This window comes from Streptomyces sp. NPDC048257 (genome assembly GCF_043201855.1).
Lineage (GTDB): Bacteria > Actinomycetota > Actinomycetes > Streptomycetales > Streptomycetaceae > Streptomyces.
Genome location: NZ_JBICZI010000028.1, coordinates 41,689 through 56,869 on the forward strand (window position 1 = coordinate 41,689; position 15,181 = coordinate 56,869).

Sequence of the window (15,181 nt, forward strand, 5' to 3'; positions counted from 1 at the left end):
GGCCCTTCAGAGTGAGTTGATGATCTGCTGCCGGAGCCCGGCGTACGAGGCCCCGCGGTCGCGCGGCTGCGGTACGGGGACCACTTGCGCGGTGCCGAGCAGTGCGACGCGGTCGCCGAGGAACAGCGCCTCGTCCACGTCGTGGGTGACGAAGACGACGGTCGCGCCGGTGCCCGCGAGGACGTCCACGAGGAGGTCCTGCATCTCGGCGCGGGTCTGGGCGTCGAGCGCCCCGAAGGGTTCGTCCATCAGGACGGCGCGGGGGCGTGCGGCGAGGGCGCGGGCCAGCTGCACGCGCTGGCGCTGCCCGCCCGAGAGCTGGTGCGGGAACTTGTCCGCGTGCCCGGCCAGGCCCACCCGCTCCAGCCACTCACCGGCGGTCCGCCGCCGCGCGGCGCGGGCGGTGCCTCGGATGGCGAGGGGGAGTTCCACATTGGCCCGGACGGTGCGCCAGGGGAGCAGGGCGTCGTCCTGGAAGACCAGCGTCCGGGCGGCGTCCGGGCCCGAGACCGGGACGCCGTCCTGTTCCACCGTGCCGCCGAGCGGCGCCAGCAGGCCGGCCAGGGTGCGCAGGAGAGTGGACTTCCCGCAGCCGGACGGGCCGACGACGGTCAGCACCTCGCCCTCCTCGACGGTCAGGTCGACCCCGTCGAGCACCACGTTCCCGCGGTGGCCCAGCCGTACCTCCTTCAGCGCGAGCCGGGCCCCGCGGGACGCGGTACCGGTCGGTGTCGTCGCGACGTCGGTCGCGCTCATGAACTCACCTCTTCCGTGCGGGCCGGACGAGCCGTGCGGGCCGGGCGGGACGTACGGGCCGCCGGGGCGGCCGTCCGCGCGGGGAGCCAGCGGGTCAGGCGGCGGCCCGCGCGTTCCACGGCCGTGGAGGTCAGCCAGCCCAGCGCGCCGATGGTGACCATGCCGACGAAGACGCCGGGGTAGTCGATCACCGTGTAGTCCTGCCAGGTCCGGTAGCCGACCCCGTACTCGCCGGAGATCATCTCGGCCGAGATCACGCAGATCCAGGCCACCCCGATGCCGACCGACAGGCCGCCGAAGATGCCCGGCAGGGCTCCCGGCAGGACCACGGAGAACAGGATCCGCGCCCGCCCGCCGCCCATGGTCAGCACCGCTTCCTCCCACACCGGGGTCAGCGCCCCCACCGCGTGCCGCGTCGAGACCACCACCGGGAAGAAGGCGGCCGTGCAGGTGATGAAGACGATCCCCTGCTCGTTGGAGGGGAACAGCAGGATCGCCACCGGGACCAGGGCGATGGCCGGGATGGGCCGCAGGACCTCCAGCAGCGGGCCCAGCACGTCGGCCGCGATCCGCGACCGGGCGATCGCCGTGCCCACCGCCACGCCCAGGACGGCGGCGAGCGCGAAGCCCGTCACGATCCGGCGCAGGCTGGAGACCAGGTCCTGCCAGTAGGGCCCGGTCCCGGCCCGCTCCGTGAAGGTCGAGGCGACCTCGCCCACCGTCGGGAACTGCTCGAAGCGCAGCCACACGTTCACGTCCAGCGAGGTCAGCCCCTGCCACACGAGCAGGGCCACGCCGAGCGAAGCCGCCCTCAGCAGCCGGCGCCCGCCCGTCATGACGCCAGGGCCCCGGCTTCGGCGAAGCTCACGATCCGCGCCCCGGATCCCTGGTGCTGGGCGACGTACGACTTCGCGCCCGCGGGCGTGACGAAGGCGCGCAGCTCCGGCCCCTCGGCGACCCACACCGCCTTGTCCGCGAACCAGAGCGTCCCGGTCACCGCGTCGGGCACGTACGCCGCCCGGACGTCCGCGCCGCGCGCCGCCTTCAGCAGCTCGCGCGGGGAGTCGAAGGACCGGGTCCGGGTCTGGCCCTTCAGCCACAGCTCGGGGCGGGCGCCGACGGCCGCGGGGTAGGGGGCGGTCCCGGCCGCCACCCGCTGCAGGGGCTCGGGGTCCACGAAGGCGTCCACGTCCACGTCGCCGACCAGCTTGGCGTCCTTCAGCACCGGCACGTCCTGCTTCAGCGCATCGATCAGCTCCGGTCGCAGGGCCGGGTCGAAGGTCGCGATGCCGTTCGCCCCGTTGTAGAGGTACACCACCTCGGCGGGCAGCCCGGTCTCCTTCGCCACCGACTCGGCGGCCGCGACCGGCTCCGTGCGCAGGTGGTCGGTGGCCCGGCGCTGCGCCCGCAGGAAGTCGTCCAGTACGCCGGCCCGCTCGCGGGCGAACTTCTCGCGCACGGTGACCCCGTGGAAGGTCGGCAGGTTCAACTCGGCGCCGTCGTACAGGGCCTTGGCCCGGCCCTCGAAGGCCAGCTGCCCCGGCCACGCCACGAACTGCGACAGCGCGTCGATGCTGCCCGCCTGGAGCGCCGAAGCGCCCACACTGGGCTGCTGGTTGAGCTTCTCGATGCCGCCCGACGGGTCGATCCCGGCGCGCTGCAGAGCCCGTACGAGCGTCCCGTCGGCGGCGGAGCCGACGCTGGTCGACACCTTCTTGCCGCGCAGGTCGGCCAGGGACTCCAGCTTCGAGTCCGGGGCGGTGACCACGGTGTTGAGGCCGCCGCGCAGGTTGTAGCCGGTCACGGAGACCAGGTGGGTGGGCTGCTTGAGCTCCTTGCCGCGCACGGCGTTGATGAGGAGCGGGAAGTCGCCCATCGAGCCGATGTCGATCTTCCCGGCGGTCATCTGGGCGGTGATGGGGGCGCCGGTCGCGTAGTCCTGCCAGTCGACCTTGTAGGTGATGCCGTCCTGCTTGCCGCGCGCGGCGAGCTCCTGCTCGAAGTAGCCGAGGGAGCGCAGCAGGGTGCCGGCGGTGACCGTGTTGATGGTCTTGGACTGGTAGCCGACGGTCACGGTGACCGTCTTGGAGTCCGCCGCCCCGGCGGAGCCCGAGCAGGCCGTGGCCAGTGGCGCGAGCACCAGGGCGAGCGCGGCGGGCGCGAGTGCCTTCGTACGCATGGAGGTGGGACCTTTCACCGGAGCAGGTAGGGCATGTTGACGGTGACCGCGCCGGTGGGACAGCGGGCGGCGCACGGGCCGCAGTACCAGCACTCGTCGACGTGCATGTGGGCCTTGCCGTTGTCCTCGCGGATCGCGAGCGAGTCGAGCGGACACATGTCGACGCAGAGGGTGCAGCCGTCGATGCACAGGGACTCGTCGATGGTCACGGGCACGTCGCCGCGCTGGGGGACCACAGGCATGGCTGTCTCCAGAAAGGTGGGAACGCAAGGGGACGGAGGGAGCGGTCAGAGGGAGCGGCGCAGCAGGCCGCTCATGGTGATCCGGTCGCCGCGGAAGCGGATGAACTCCAGGTCCACGGGCCGGCCGTCGGCCAGATGGGTGAGCCGCTCCAGCATCAGGACGGCGGCCCCGCGCGGGGCCTGGAGGACGGCGGCGGAGTGCGCGTCGGCGTTGACGGCCTCGAGGGTGATCTCGGCGTGGCCGAGCGGCTGCCCGGTCAGCTCTTCCAGGAGCCGGAAGACGTCGGTGTTCTCCAGGTCGCAGCCCAGCAGTCCGGCGCCGATGTCCATGGGGATGTAGGTGAGGTCGAGGGAGAGCGGCAGCCCGTTCAGGCGCCGCAGCCGTTCGACGTAGAGCACGTCCGTGTGCTCGGGCAGGCCGAGCCGCCCGGCGACCGGGGCGGGAGCGCGGACGGGGCCGACGGTGCGGACCTCGTTGGTCACCCGGCCGTGCTCGTTCAGGGTCTCGGCCAGGCCCTGCAGGCGGTCCAGGCCGTGCGGGTACTTCTCGCAGACCACGACGGTGCCCACACCGGGGCGGCGTTCCACGAGCTGCTCGCCGCGCAGCAGGTCGAGGGCCTGTCGGACGGTGTTGCGGCCGGCGCCGTAGTCGTCGGCGAGCCGGCTCTCCAAGGGGAGGACCCCGTCGGGGTAGCCGCCGGCCAGGATCTGGTGGCGCAGCAGGTCGGCGAGTTGCCGTGCCTGGTCCGCGCGCAGTCGCCGCCGGCGCGCGGCGGCGACCGGGACGGTGTGCGTGGCGGTTCGTTCGGCTGGCATGGCAGGGAACGTACCGGCGGCCCGGCGTCGATGGTGTTGCCGCAGTGTTGCGCCACCTGGCGGCGCTTGTGCAGGGCTCTGACCTGCGGTTCCGGCGGGGTGGCGGAAAGATCCGCCACCCCGCCGACCGAGGGGTGGACTAGCGCGATCCCACGATGCGGCCGGTGACCTCGCCGAGGCCGACGCGCGTGCCGTCCGGGCCGGGGGCCCAGGCGGTGAGGGTGACGGTGTCCCCGTCCTCCAGGAAGGTGCGCTTGCCGTCGGTGAGCTCGATGGCGTCGCGGCCGTTCCAGGTCAGCTCCAGCAGCGAGCCGCGCTGGCCGACCTCGGGACCGCTGACGGTGCCGGAGCCGTAGACGTCGCCGGTGCGCAGGGAGGCGCCGTTGACGGTCATGTGGGCGAGCTGCTGGGCGGCCGTCCAGTACATGGAGGCGAAGGGCGGCTGCGCCACTTCCTGACCGTTGATGGAGACGGTGATGCGCAGGTCGAAGCCGCCGGGGCGGTCGAGGGCGGCGTCGTCCAGGTAGGGCAGGAGCGGGAAGTCCCGGGCGGGCGGGGTGACGCGGGCGGAGTCCAGGGCCTCCAGCGGGGTGACCCAGGCGGAGACGGAGGTGGCGAAGGACTTGCCGAGGAAGGGGCCGAGCGGTACGTACTCCCAGGCCTGGATGTCCCGCGCCGACCAGTCGTTGAGCAGGAACAGCCCGAAGACGTGGTCCTCGAACGCGCCCAGCGGCACCGGGGTGCCCAGCTCGGAGGGGGCGCCGACGACGAAGCCGACCTCGGCCTCGATGTCGAGCTTGACGGACGGGCCGAAGACCGGTGCCGGGTCGGTGGGCGCCTTGCGCTGGCCGGAGGGGCGTACGACATCGGTGCCGGAGACCACGATCGTGCCGGAGCGGCCGTGGTAACCGATGGGGAGGTGCTTCCAGTTGGGCGTCAGCGCGTCGCCGTCCGGGCGGAACATCCTGCCGACGTTGGTGGCGTGGTGCTCGCTGGCGTAGAAGTCGACGTAGTCGGCGACCTCGTACGGCAGGTGCAGGGTGACCTCGTCGAGCGGCAGCAGGTGCGGCTCGACGGTGGGGCGGTGGCCGGGGTCGGTCACCCAGGCGGTCAGTGCGCGGCGGACGTCGCGCCAGGCGGTGCGCCCGGCGGCCAGCAGCGGGTTGAGGGAGGCCTGCCCGAGCAGCCCGGCGTACGGGGAACCGAGCGCGGCCGCGGCCGCCCCCGCGTCGAGCACGTGCCCGCCGATGCGCACGCCGATCCGGCGGCGGCCTTCCGCGGCGGTCGAGAAGACGCCGTAGGGGAGGTTGTGCGGCCCGAACGGGTCGCCCTCGGGGACATCGAGGGGGCTCTGCTGGGGCATGGGGTGCTGCCTCGCTTTCGACGCGGTCCGGGGGTGTCCCGGTAGACACGGTGCGGGACACGCTACTCAGGATCCGGCGCGAAAGCGCGGGTACCCCGGCGGAGAAGGAACACACCCCGGAACGACGCCTGTGGTCAGGTATCCACAGTTCCGGTCATATCTGATCTTTTGGTACGTGCTGTCGATCGAGGCCTCTACGGTCGGAGTTGTGCACTTCCCTGCCCCGTCCCTGCCCCCGCCCGTCGCAGGAGCGGGTCAAGTGACGGATGGGGCGTGCGGGAGGCCGGATTCGGGCTCTATTTGTAGGACTTGTCCAAAGGGGTCCGTATCCTTGGCGCCGTGACTTCCGCCCCGCCTCCGGCCCTTCCCTATGCCTTGATCGCCACTGACCTGGACGGGACTCTGCTGCAAGCCGGGGACACCGTCTCCACCCGTTCGTACGAGGCGCTGGCGACCGCGCGCGCGGCCGGCGCCGAGCACATCATCGTCACCGGACGCCCCGTCCCCCAGGTCCGACACGTCCTGGACGGGCTCGGCTACACGGGGCTCGCGGTGTGCGGACAGGGCGCGCAGGTGTACGACGCGGCGCGCGGGCGCCTGCTGCACTCCGTTTCCATGGACCGGGAGCTCGCCGACGTGGCCCTCGGCAAGATCGAGGCGGAGATCGGCGAGGTCTACGCGGCGGTCAACCAGGAGGGGCTGGACGCGGAGATGCTGATAGGGCCGGGCTACCGGATGTGGCACCCCCACCTGCCGACGGTCCGCGTCCCGCGGCGCGCGGACCTGTGGTCGGCGCCGATCAACAAGGTGCTGCTCCAGCACCCGGAGCTGGACGACGACGAACTGACGCGGGTGGCGCGGTCGGTGGTCGGGCACCTGGTGAACGTCACGATGGCGGGCGAGCACACGGTGGAACTCCAGCCACCGGGCATCGACAAGGCCAGTGGGCTCGCGCGGGCGGCGGAGGTCCTGGGCGTCTCCCCGGCCGGGACGATCGCCTTCGGAGACATGCCGAACGACATCCCGATGTTCGCGTGGTCGGCCCACGGAGTGGCCATGGCCAACGCCCACCGCGAGCTGGTGGCCGTCGCCGACGAGCTGACGCTGTCCAACGAGGACGACGGCATCGCGGTGGTCCTGGAGCGGCTGTTCGGCTGACCGCCGGCCCCGGGGGCCCCGCCCCCGCACCCCGCACCCCGCACCCCCGCGCCTCAAGCGCCGGCGGGGCTGGGAGTTCAGCCCCGTCGGCGTTGAGCCCCGGGGCCGCCCGCCAGGGTGGTCCGGCCCGCTCAGCCCGCGACCCGCTCAGCCCGCGGCCCGCTCAGCCCGCGGCCCGCTCAGCCCGCGGCCCGCTCAGCCCGCGGCCCGCTCAGCCCGCGGCCCGCGGAAGGCGGCGTTCCCACGTGCGGTGGAAGACCACCTCGTCCCCGTCCCGGCACACCACCTCGTTCGACGTCAGGAAGCCGCCCTCGTCGCACGAGATCTCCGACCGGGTCTCCACCCGTGCGTCCCAGCCCAGTTCCGGCCGGTGGAGCCGGATCCGCCACCGCGACACCGTCCGCGCCGACAGCGCGTCCGCGTCCTGGATCTCGTACACCTCCTCCGCGTCCTCGCTGAACTCCAGGCCGTCCGGGTACACCCGGGTGCCCCCGTACCGCGGGTCCACCTCCAGCCGCCACGTCCCGCGCGCGACGTCCCGTACGACCAGCCGCTCCGGCCGGGGTTCGTCCAGCGTGGCCGGGACGACGACACCCAGCGGCTGCGACTGCTCCGGGGCCTCGAAGACGATCCCCCCGTCCGCCGCCGACCCCGCCCGCACCGGCAGGGTCAGCGCGCTGCCCGCCGGATCCAGCGTCCAGCCGGCCTCCGACCCGGCCCGCGGCCAGATCCACGGCCAGTACGCGGAGGACACCGCGAGCCGGATCCGGTGCCCCGGCGCGAAGGCGTGGCCGATGCCGTTCAGCTCGAAGGTGACGTCCTCGTACGCGCCCACCGGCCAGGGCAGCGCCCGGTCCCGGCCCCGGCGGGCGGAGAGGTTCAGCGCGCCCCGCGTGACCAGCGTCGAGGAGCCGTCCGGGGCGACGTCGCACAGCCGGGCCACGACCTGCCCGTACGGCACGTCGAGCCGCAGCCGCAGGGTCACCGACGGCCGCCCCAGGATCTCCACCGGCTCCTCGCGCCCCACCGGGAACTCGAAGCAGGCGGACTTCGCGTCCTCCTCCCGCTGGTCCGGCGGCAGGTCGGCGTCGTTGCCGAAGGGGAAGAACCGGCCCGCGTCCAGCCCCGTGTGCTGCGGGGAGGCGACCGTCACCGGCGCGCCCTGGAAGACGTAGGGGACGGGGATGACGGACGCCGAGGGCCAGGCCTTCTCGCCGACCCAGCGGCCCGGGAGCTCCTCGTACACCGTCGCGGGCGGGTGCGAGTCGCTGATCCAGGTGCGCAGCAGCGGCTCCTCCATCACCCCGTTGTCCACTCCCTTCAGCCAGTGGTCCCACCAGCGCAGGGTCTCCTGCAGGAAGCCGATGGCCGGTCCGGGCGGCAGCCCGCGGTCCGGGTACTGGTGCGACCAGGGCCCGATCAGGCCGCGGACCCGCGCGGACGGCAGGTGTTCGACCAGCCGCAGCACCGTGTCCCGGTACGGGTCGTGCCAGCCGCCGACCGCCAGGACCGCGGCGCCGATGGCCGAGTAGTCCTCACAGACGCTGCCGTGGCGCCAGTAGTCGTCGCGCGTCTGGTGCGAGAGCCAGGTGTGGACGAGCGGTTCCACGGCCTCCAGCCGCTCCAGCCACTGCCCGCGCCAGCCGTCGCCGACGAACTGCGGGTCCGGCGGCCGGGAGGCGAAGGCCAGCATGGTCGCCGCCCACGCGTGCATGTCCACGGCGAGCACCGAGCCGCCCATGTAGTGGACGTCGTTGTCGAACCGGTCGTCCGTCGAGCAGACGGTGACGACCGCCTTCAGCGGCTCGGGGGCCAGCGCCGCGATCTGGAGGGAGTTGAACCCGCCCCACGAGATCCCGAACATCCCCACCGACCCCGTGCACCACGGCTGCGCCGCCAGCCACTCCACCACCGCGGTCCCGTCGGCCAGCTCGCGGGCGTCGTACTCGTCGCCGGGCAGGCCGCCGCTGCAGCCGTGGCCGCGCACGTCCACCCGTACCGAGGCGTAGCCGTGGCCCGCGTACCAGGGGTGGCGCTGCCAGTCGCGCGGCGCGGTCCAGTCGGTGAGCCGGTACGGGAGGTACTCCAGCAGGGCCGGAACCGGCTCGTCCGTCACCGGCCGCCAGATCCGCGCGTACAGCTCGACGCCGTCGGGCAGCGGGATCCGGACATCTTCGTGGGTGGTGCCGTAGGGGAAGTCGGTACGGATGATCATCTGGTCTCAGCCGCCAATCGCCTCGGACAAATCTCCTCGACCCGGCCTCAGTGGACGGGGTGCATCGTGCGCCGCAGCCACGGCGCCATCGCCATCACGACCAGGCCCGCCGCCACCGCGACGGCGCCGTTGAGGCCGAAGTACACGGGATTCGACACCTGGCCGTAGACCTTGACCACCTGGGCCTGGATGCCGTTGGCCAGCGCGAGGGAGAGGAACCAGAGCGCCATCGTCTGGCTGCTGAAGGCCTTCGGCGCGAGCTTGCTGGTGGCCGACATGCCCGAGGTCTCCAGCAGGACGTCGCCGAGGCCGAGCAGCAGGTACGAGCCGACGATCCACCAGGCGGCCATCTTGTACGTGTCGTCGGCGTGCCCCGAGGTCGGGATCACCATCAGCAGGAAGGACAGGCCGCCCAGGATCACGCCGATGGCGATCTTGTTGGAGGCGTGCGGCTGGCGGGGGCCCATCCTGACCCACAGTGCGGCGACGACCGGGGCCAGCGCCACCTCGAAGGCGCCCAGCGCGGAGGCGTACCAGCTCGCCGGGAAGTCGAAGCCCAGGATCGTGGTCCGGGCGTTGGTCGAGGCCAGCAGCATCATCGTCGAGTAGGCCTGGAAGAGGATGAAGTTGAAGGCGACCGAGGCCAGGAAGAGGACCACGTACGGGCGCAGCCGCCCGCGCTCCTCGCCCGTCACCCTCGGGCTGCGGAACATCACCGCGAAGTAGACGACCGGGGCGATCACGGAGACGAGGGTGAGCAGGTCGACGAAGCGGCCCATGGTCAGCCGGCCGATGCCCGCCAGAAGGGTGGCGAGCGCGGCGAAGGCGAGGCAGCCGCCGATGATCCTCCACACGGCGCGGCGCATCGCGGCGGGCGCGAGGGCGTACTCGGCCGAGTGCTTGCGTCCGGCCAGATGGCGGCGGCCCAGGACGTACTGGACCAGGCCCGCGGTCATACCGATCGCGGCGGCCGAGAAGCCCCAGTGCCATCCCTCGTGCTCGCCGAGCCAGCCGGTGATCAGCGGTCCGGCGAAGGCGCCGATGTTGATGGCCATGTAGTAGAGGGCGAAGCCCGCGTCGCGCCGGTCGTCGTCCGTCCGGTAGAGCTTGCCGACCATGGTGGCCACGTTCGGCTTGAGCAGGCCGGTGCCCGCGCTGATCAGGCCGAGGCCGACCCAGGTCATGGCGGCGGTCGGCACGGCCATGGCGTAGTGGCCGCAGGCGATCAGGATGCCGCCCCACAGCACGGCCCGGTACGAACCGAGGATCCGGTCGGCGAGCCATCCGCCGGCGACGGACACGAGGTAGACCATGGTCCCGTAGGCCGCCGAGACGGAGGCCGCGGTGCCCGGGTCCATCCCCAGGCCGCCGTTGGCCACCGTGTCCGCGAAATAGAGGACGAGGATGGCCTGCATCCCCAGGAACGAGAAGCGCTCCCAGACCTCCAGCCCGGAGAGCGTGGCCAGTCCCCGGGGGTGGCCGAGGAAGGCGTGGTCGTCGCCGGGCGGCGGCTGGTCGGCCTCCGGGTCCGCAGGCTCGTCCATATCGGTCGAAGATCTGGGCAAAACGTATTCTCCGGTTGATTCGGCTTATCCAGAACATACCGGTGTGGATCGGGCAGTGCGCGGGAGGTGGCCGGGAAGGCGCTCTCGGTGATCGAAAACAGACCCGATACGCTGGCTTGAGTGATGGCAGCGACACATCGACAATCCATGTGATCGTCAGCGTGATCGTCAGCAGACAGGAGTACCCCTCGTGACCGTCGTCGGGCCGTTCGGACTGAGCGTGCGGGACCAGGCTCTTGAGACCGATGTCCAGGCCGGACTGGCCGCCGTCGAGGCGGGTCTGCTGGAAGCCACCAAGAGCGAAGTCCCCTTCATCACCGAGGCCGCACAGCATCTGGTCCGGGCCGGAGGCAAGCGGTTCCGGCCGCTGCTGGTGATGCTCGCGTCGCGGTTCGGTGATCCGTACGCGCCCGGCATCGTGCCGTCCGCCGTCGTGGTCGAGCTGACGCACCTCGCCACCCTCTACCACGACGACGTCATGGACGAGGCGGACGTACGCCGCGGGGTGGACAGCGCCAACGCCCGCTGGGGCAACTCGGTGGCCGTCCTCACGGGTGACTTCCTGTTCGCCCGTGCCTCGCACATCCTGGCCGACCTCGGGCCGGAGGCCGTACGCGTCCAGGCCGAGGCCTTCGAGCGGCTGGTGACGGGCCAGATCCTGGAGACGGCCGGTCCGCGCGACGGCCGCGACCCCGTCGCCCACTACCTCGACGTCATCGCCGGCAAGACCGGCTCGCTGATCGCGGTCTCCGGCCGCTTCGGCGCGCTCATGTCCGGCGCCGACGAGTCGGTCGTCGACATCCTGACCCAGTACGGCGAGCGGCTCGGCACCGCCTTCCAGCTCGCCGACGACGTCCTCGACATCGCCTCCGACGCGCACGAGTCCGGCAAGACCCCGGGCACCGACCTGCGCGAGGGCATCCCGACACTGCCCGTCCTGCGGCTGCGCGAGATGGCGGCCCAGGGCGGCGACCCGGCCGACCTGGAGCTCGTACGGCTCCTGGACGGCGACCTGACGGACGACGCCCGCCACGCCGAGGTGCTCACCCGGCTGCGGGCGCACCCCGCCCTGGAGCGGGCCCGCCGCGACACCATCCAGTACGCCGAGGACGCGCGGGCCACGCTCGCTCCGCTGCCCGAGTGCTTCGCCAAGTCGGCGCTCGAGGAGCTCTGCGACGCGGTGGTGCACCGCGCCGGCTGACGGCCGTGACTCCGGAACGGGCCCTTCCGCCCCGAGCGACCCCTACGGGTCGGGGGGAGGAGGGCCCGTTGCGTGTCATCCCACGGGCGTACGCCGAGTTGCGTCCGGGGACTGACGCCCTCGCGCCGCGGATTTGGTCAGATGGAGTCATCAAACCCCACCAGATCGGGTGAGCGCGGCGACACGGTGGTCACCGCAGTCGACACAGAGGGCAGGGCACTGACATGGCACCGAACACCAAGACTTCTCGCAAGGCCGCCCGGTACGCCGTACCGGTAGCGGTGGCGGGTGTGGCCGCGGCGACCGTTGCGATGGTCCCGGCCTTCGCGAACGCCGGCGGGCCGGACCTTCCGAAGGTGACGGCGCAGCAGCTCATCGAGAAGGTCGCGGCCTCGGACGTACAGCAGCTGTCCGGCACCGCCCGGATCACCACCGACCTGGGCCTGCCGAAGATCGCGACCGGGCTGCTCGGCGGCGGCGGCGTCGCGGGCGGCTCCGCCAACCCGGAGGACAAGGTCGCGCAGCTGGCGAACGGCAGCCACACCCTGCGCGTCGCCACCGACGGCCCGGACCGCCAGCGGCTGACCTTCCTCGACGGCAAGGACGAGTACAGCCTCATCCACAGCGGCGGCGAGGTGTGGGGCTACGACTCCAAGTCGAACGAGGTCTTCCACGAGAAGAACGCCGACGCCGGCAAGGGCAAGGACGGCGGCAAGGAGCACAAGACCGGCGACCGGCTCGCCGCCTCGCCGCAGAAGCTGGCCGAGGAGATCCTGGCGGCCGCCGGCCCCACCACGGACGTCAGCGTGGGCGGGACCGCCCAGGTCGCCGGGCGGGACGCCTACCAGCTGGTGCTCAAGCCCAAGCAGAGCGGCTCCACGGTCGGCTCGGTCCAGATCGCGGTGGACGCGAAGAACGGCGTGCCGCTGCGCGTGCAGCTGCTCTCCGCCCAGGGCGGCAAGCCGATCGTGGACGCCGGGTTCACCAAGGTGGACTTCGCCCGGCCCGCCGCGGACACCTTCGCCTTCACCCCGCCCAAGGGCGCCAAGGTGACCGAGGGCGCGGACGAGGCGGGCAAGGGCGGCAAGGACGAGCAGTGGAAGGCCCTGGAGTCCTTCCCGGGCCTCGGCGGTCTGGCCGGCGGCGCGGACGGCAAGGGCGACGTGAAGGTGCTCGGCGAGGGCTGGTCGACCATCGCCCGGATCGACTCGGGCTCGGAGCGGAGCCTGAAGAACCTGGAGAACGACAAGAACGCTCCGAAGGAGGCCAAGCAGTTCCTCGACTCCCTCGGGGACAAGGTCAACGGGAAGTTCGGTGAGGGCCGCGTCCTGTCGACCCGCCTGGTCAACGCCCTGATCACGGACGACGGCAAGGTGTACGTCGGTGCGGTCACCAAGGACGCGCTGGTGAAGGCGGCCGACGCCAACAAGTAGTCGCACGAGCTCCCGCACGGGCAGCCGCACAAGCGGGAGCGGCCGCCCGACGGGCGGGCGCCGCAAGGGTGGGCCGGGACTGTGTCCCTGCCCACCCTTGCGGCATTCCCGCTGTCCGTACAGCACGCCCGCTGTACGGTGTGGGACATGTCGAGACACGTCACCATCCGCCTGGACGAAGAGTTCCACGAACGCCTCAAGGCGCGTGCGGCGGCGCTGGGCACGACGGTCACCGCACTGATCACCGAGGTCACGGAGCGCGAACTCGACGAGGACCGGAAGAACTTCCTCTCCGGCATAGAGGAGTTCGCCGATCACTGGAGCTACTTCCAGGAGCGGTTCGGCAATTGAAGATCACCATGGAGTGGGCCTGGACCGCTCTGGCCCACCATCTCCCCTCCGATCCCGCCGTGTGGGATCCCTCCGGGGTGGCCGCCGCGGTCGCCCGGCACCAGAACGACCTCGTTTTGGTACCCGAACAGCCCGCCCCGGACACCGCGTGGCGGGCCGCCGCGTTTCTGCACACCCTCGCGGTGTGCCCCGCGCTGGAATCCCCGATGAACGAGTTCTACGCCGCCGCCGCGACCCGCTCGTACCTGCGGGTGGCCGGGGCGCGGCAGCTGCCCTCGCCGGAGGAACTCGGCGACCTGGTGGAGGCGGCGAAACTGGGCCGCGCGGACATCGCGGCGGTGGCCTCGCAGCTGCGCGCCCGGATCGAGGAGCCCCTTCGGGCGTCGTCGCGGGGCCGCTCCGAGGACGCCTGAGCTCCGGCACGATCCGATCGGATCATGCCGGAGCCCCTGGAGATCCGGACCCCTCGGGGACGAGGGCCTAGAAGGTGATCTTCCAGCTGTTGATGTAGCCGACGTCCTGCGCCGCCGCGTCCTTGGCCCGGAGCTTCCAGACGCCGTTGGCGACCTCGCTGGAGACGTTGACGGTGTACGTCTGGACGAGGTTGTCGGCGCTGCCGCCGCTGCGGTTGTGCAGGTTGTAGACGGTGCCGTCGGGGGCGAGCAGGTCGACCACCAGGTCACCGCGGTAGGTGTGGACGATGTTCACGTCGACCTTGGTGGTGGCGGGCGCGTTGCCCGTTACGCCGGAGACCGTGATCGACGAGGTCACCGCCGCCGCGGGGGAGTCCGGGATGTTCACGTCCGCCGTGTTCTCGAAGGACTGGCCGGGCGGGACCGGGGTGGCCGCCCCGAGCGTCCAGATCGCGTAGGCGACGGCGTCGGAGTTGCGGTCCAGGGCGGTGTCGTTGATGTTCGTCAGGCTGTCGCACGAGGAGTGGTAGCAGCGGTCGAAGGCCTGACCGGAGGTGCCGCCCCACTTCTGGGCCTGCGCGGCCGTCTTGGTGTAGTCGGCGCCGGAGAACAGGCCGCCGACGGGGATGCCCGCGCTCTTGAACGGGGCGTGGTCGGAGCGCCCGTCACCCTCGGTCTCGATCTCGGTCGGGACGCCGAGGCCCGCGTAGTAGTTCTTGAAGGTCTGCTCGATCGTCGGGTCGTCGTCGTAGACGAAGTAGCCCGGGTTCGGCGAGCCGATCATGTCGAAGTTCAGGTAGCCGGAGAGCTTCGCCTTCTCGGCCGCCGGCAGGTTGTTGACGTAGTACTTCGAGCCGATCAGGCCCAGCTCCTCCGCGCCCCACCAGCCGAAGCGCAGGTGCTTGGTGGGCTGCAGACCGGCCCTGGAGACGGCGAGGGCCGTCTCCAGGACGGCCGCGCTGCCGGAGCCGTTGTCGTTCATGCCCGCACCCGAGGTCACCGAGTCCAGGTGCGAGCCGGCCATCAGGACCGAGTTCGGGTCGCCGCCCGGCCAGTCGGCGATCAGGTTGTAGCCGGTGGCGCCGCTGGAGGTGAAGGTCTGCAGGGTGGTGGTGAAACCGGCCGCGTCGAGCTTGGCCTTCACGTAGTCGATCGAGGCCTTGTAGCCGGCCCTGCCGTGGGCACGGTTGCCGCCGTTGTTGGCGGCGATGGTCGAGAGCTGCGACAGGTGGGCCTTGACGTTGGCCAGCGGTATGTCGGGCGGTGTCGGCGCCGCGGTGGCCGCCGTGGGGGCGGCGAGGGCAGCGGGGGCGGTGGAGGCGAACAGGCCGGCGACCGCGAACGCGGTCACGGCAGCAAGGCGCCGGGAGACGGACAGGCTCATGTGGGGGCTCCGGGATTCCGCGGGGACATGACGGAACGAGTGGGGATAGAGCAGGTGAGCGTTAGTGCGTCAGTGCGAGCCTGATGTTCAGCGAGAGTATGACTG

14 protein-coding genes are annotated in these 15,181 nt (G+C 72.0%); 5 read left to right on the forward strand and 9 right to left on the reverse strand.

What is annotated here, in order from left to right; translation table 11 throughout:
• Positions 1 to 6: 6 nt before the first annotated feature.
• From ACGFZK_RS33040 to fahA, 6 genes are all read right to left on the reverse strand, one after another.
• Complete coding sequence (locus tag ACGFZK_RS33040) at positions 7 to 756, reverse strand: ABC transporter ATP-binding protein (RefSeq protein ID WP_393852538.1); 750 nt, start codon at positions 754 to 756, stop codon at positions 7 to 9.
• A complete protein-coding gene (locus ACGFZK_RS33045) occupies positions 753 to 1,592 on the reverse strand; it encodes an ABC transporter permease (RefSeq protein WP_393852539.1) in 840 nt (279 codons plus the stop codon). Before ACGFZK_RS33045 ends, ACGFZK_RS33040 begins: the two co-directional genes overlap by 4 nt.
• Entirely contained in the window at positions 1,589 to 2,935 is a 1,347-nt protein-coding gene (locus ACGFZK_RS33050; RefSeq protein WP_393852540.1) for an ABC transporter substrate-binding protein, read from the reverse strand. The genes ACGFZK_RS33045 and ACGFZK_RS33050 overlap by 4 nt, the downstream gene beginning before the upstream one ends.
• A 14-nt stretch (positions 2,936 to 2,949) precedes the next feature.
• Positions 2,950 to 3,177 carry a ferredoxin family protein gene (locus tag ACGFZK_RS33055; protein ID WP_393852541.1) on the reverse strand — a complete coding sequence of 76 codons (228 nt, stop codon included), beginning with the start codon at positions 3,175 to 3,177 and terminating at the stop codon, positions 2,950 to 2,952.
• Between the two features lie 45 nt (positions 3,178 to 3,222).
• Complete coding sequence (locus tag ACGFZK_RS33060; RefSeq protein WP_393852542.1) at positions 3,223 to 3,993, reverse strand: GntR family transcriptional regulator; 771 nt, start codon at positions 3,991 to 3,993, stop codon at positions 3,223 to 3,225.
• Positions 3,994 to 4,132: 139 nt separating this feature from the next.
• Positions 4,133 to 5,356: a fumarylacetoacetase gene (fahA, locus tag ACGFZK_RS33065; protein WP_393852543.1), complete on the reverse strand. Its 1,224-nt coding sequence runs from the start codon at positions 5,354 to 5,356 to the stop codon at positions 4,133 to 4,135.
• Positions 5,357 to 5,695: 339 nt separating this feature from the next.
• On the opposite strand from fahA, the gene ACGFZK_RS33070 reads away from it, so the two are divergent.
• Positions 5,696 to 6,514 (forward strand): Cof-type HAD-IIB family hydrolase, encoded by an 819-nt coding sequence (locus ACGFZK_RS33070; RefSeq protein WP_393852544.1) that lies wholly within the window; start codon positions 5,696 to 5,698, stop codon positions 6,512 to 6,514.
• Between the two features lie 211 nt (positions 6,515 to 6,725).
• Here ACGFZK_RS33070 and ACGFZK_RS33075 read toward each other — a convergent pair whose 3' ends face one another.
• The gene (locus tag ACGFZK_RS33075; RefSeq protein WP_393852545.1) at positions 6,726 to 8,729 is read right to left on the reverse strand and encodes a CocE/NonD family hydrolase; all 2,004 of its coding nucleotides are present in this window, start codon (positions 8,727 to 8,729) and stop codon (positions 6,726 to 6,728) included.
• 47 nt (positions 8,730 to 8,776) lie between these two features.
• Positions 8,777 to 10,273, reverse strand: a complete 1,497-nt coding sequence (locus ACGFZK_RS33080; RefSeq protein ID WP_393852546.1) for a peptide MFS transporter — start codon at positions 10,271 to 10,273, stop codon at positions 8,777 to 8,779.
• 211 nt (positions 10,274 to 10,484) lie between these two features.
• On the opposite strand from ACGFZK_RS33080, the gene ACGFZK_RS33085 reads away from it, so the two are divergent.
• The 4 genes from ACGFZK_RS33085 to ACGFZK_RS33100 all read left to right on the forward strand — a co-directional run bounded on the left by ACGFZK_RS33085 (position 10,485) and on the right by ACGFZK_RS33100 (position 13,692).
• Positions 10,485 to 11,495 (forward strand): polyprenyl synthetase family protein, encoded by a 1,011-nt coding sequence (locus ACGFZK_RS33085; protein ID WP_393852547.1) that lies wholly within the window; start codon positions 10,485 to 10,487, stop codon positions 11,493 to 11,495.
• 224 nt (positions 11,496 to 11,719) lie between these two features.
• Positions 11,720 to 12,928 (forward strand): outer membrane lipoprotein carrier protein LolA, encoded by a 1,209-nt coding sequence (locus ACGFZK_RS33090; RefSeq protein ID WP_393852548.1) that lies wholly within the window; start codon positions 11,720 to 11,722, stop codon positions 12,926 to 12,928.
• Between the two features lie 147 nt (positions 12,929 to 13,075).
• On the forward strand, positions 13,076 to 13,279 hold the full coding sequence (locus ACGFZK_RS33095; RefSeq protein ID WP_229337077.1) for a ribbon-helix-helix domain-containing protein: 204 nt from the start codon (positions 13,076 to 13,078) through the stop codon (positions 13,277 to 13,279).
• Positions 13,276 to 13,692, forward strand: coding sequence for a hypothetical protein (locus tag ACGFZK_RS33100; protein WP_393852549.1), 417 nt, complete (start codon positions 13,276 to 13,278; stop codon positions 13,690 to 13,692). Before ACGFZK_RS33095 ends, ACGFZK_RS33100 begins: the two co-directional genes overlap by 4 nt.
• Positions 13,693 to 13,759: 67 nt before the next feature.
• On the opposite strand, the gene ACGFZK_RS33105 is transcribed toward ACGFZK_RS33100, so the two are convergent.
• Positions 13,760 to 15,076, reverse strand: a complete 1,317-nt coding sequence (locus ACGFZK_RS33105; RefSeq protein ID WP_393852550.1) for a M28 family metallopeptidase — start codon at positions 15,074 to 15,076, stop codon at positions 13,760 to 13,762.
• Between the last annotated feature and the right edge of the window lie 105 nt (positions 15,077 to 15,181).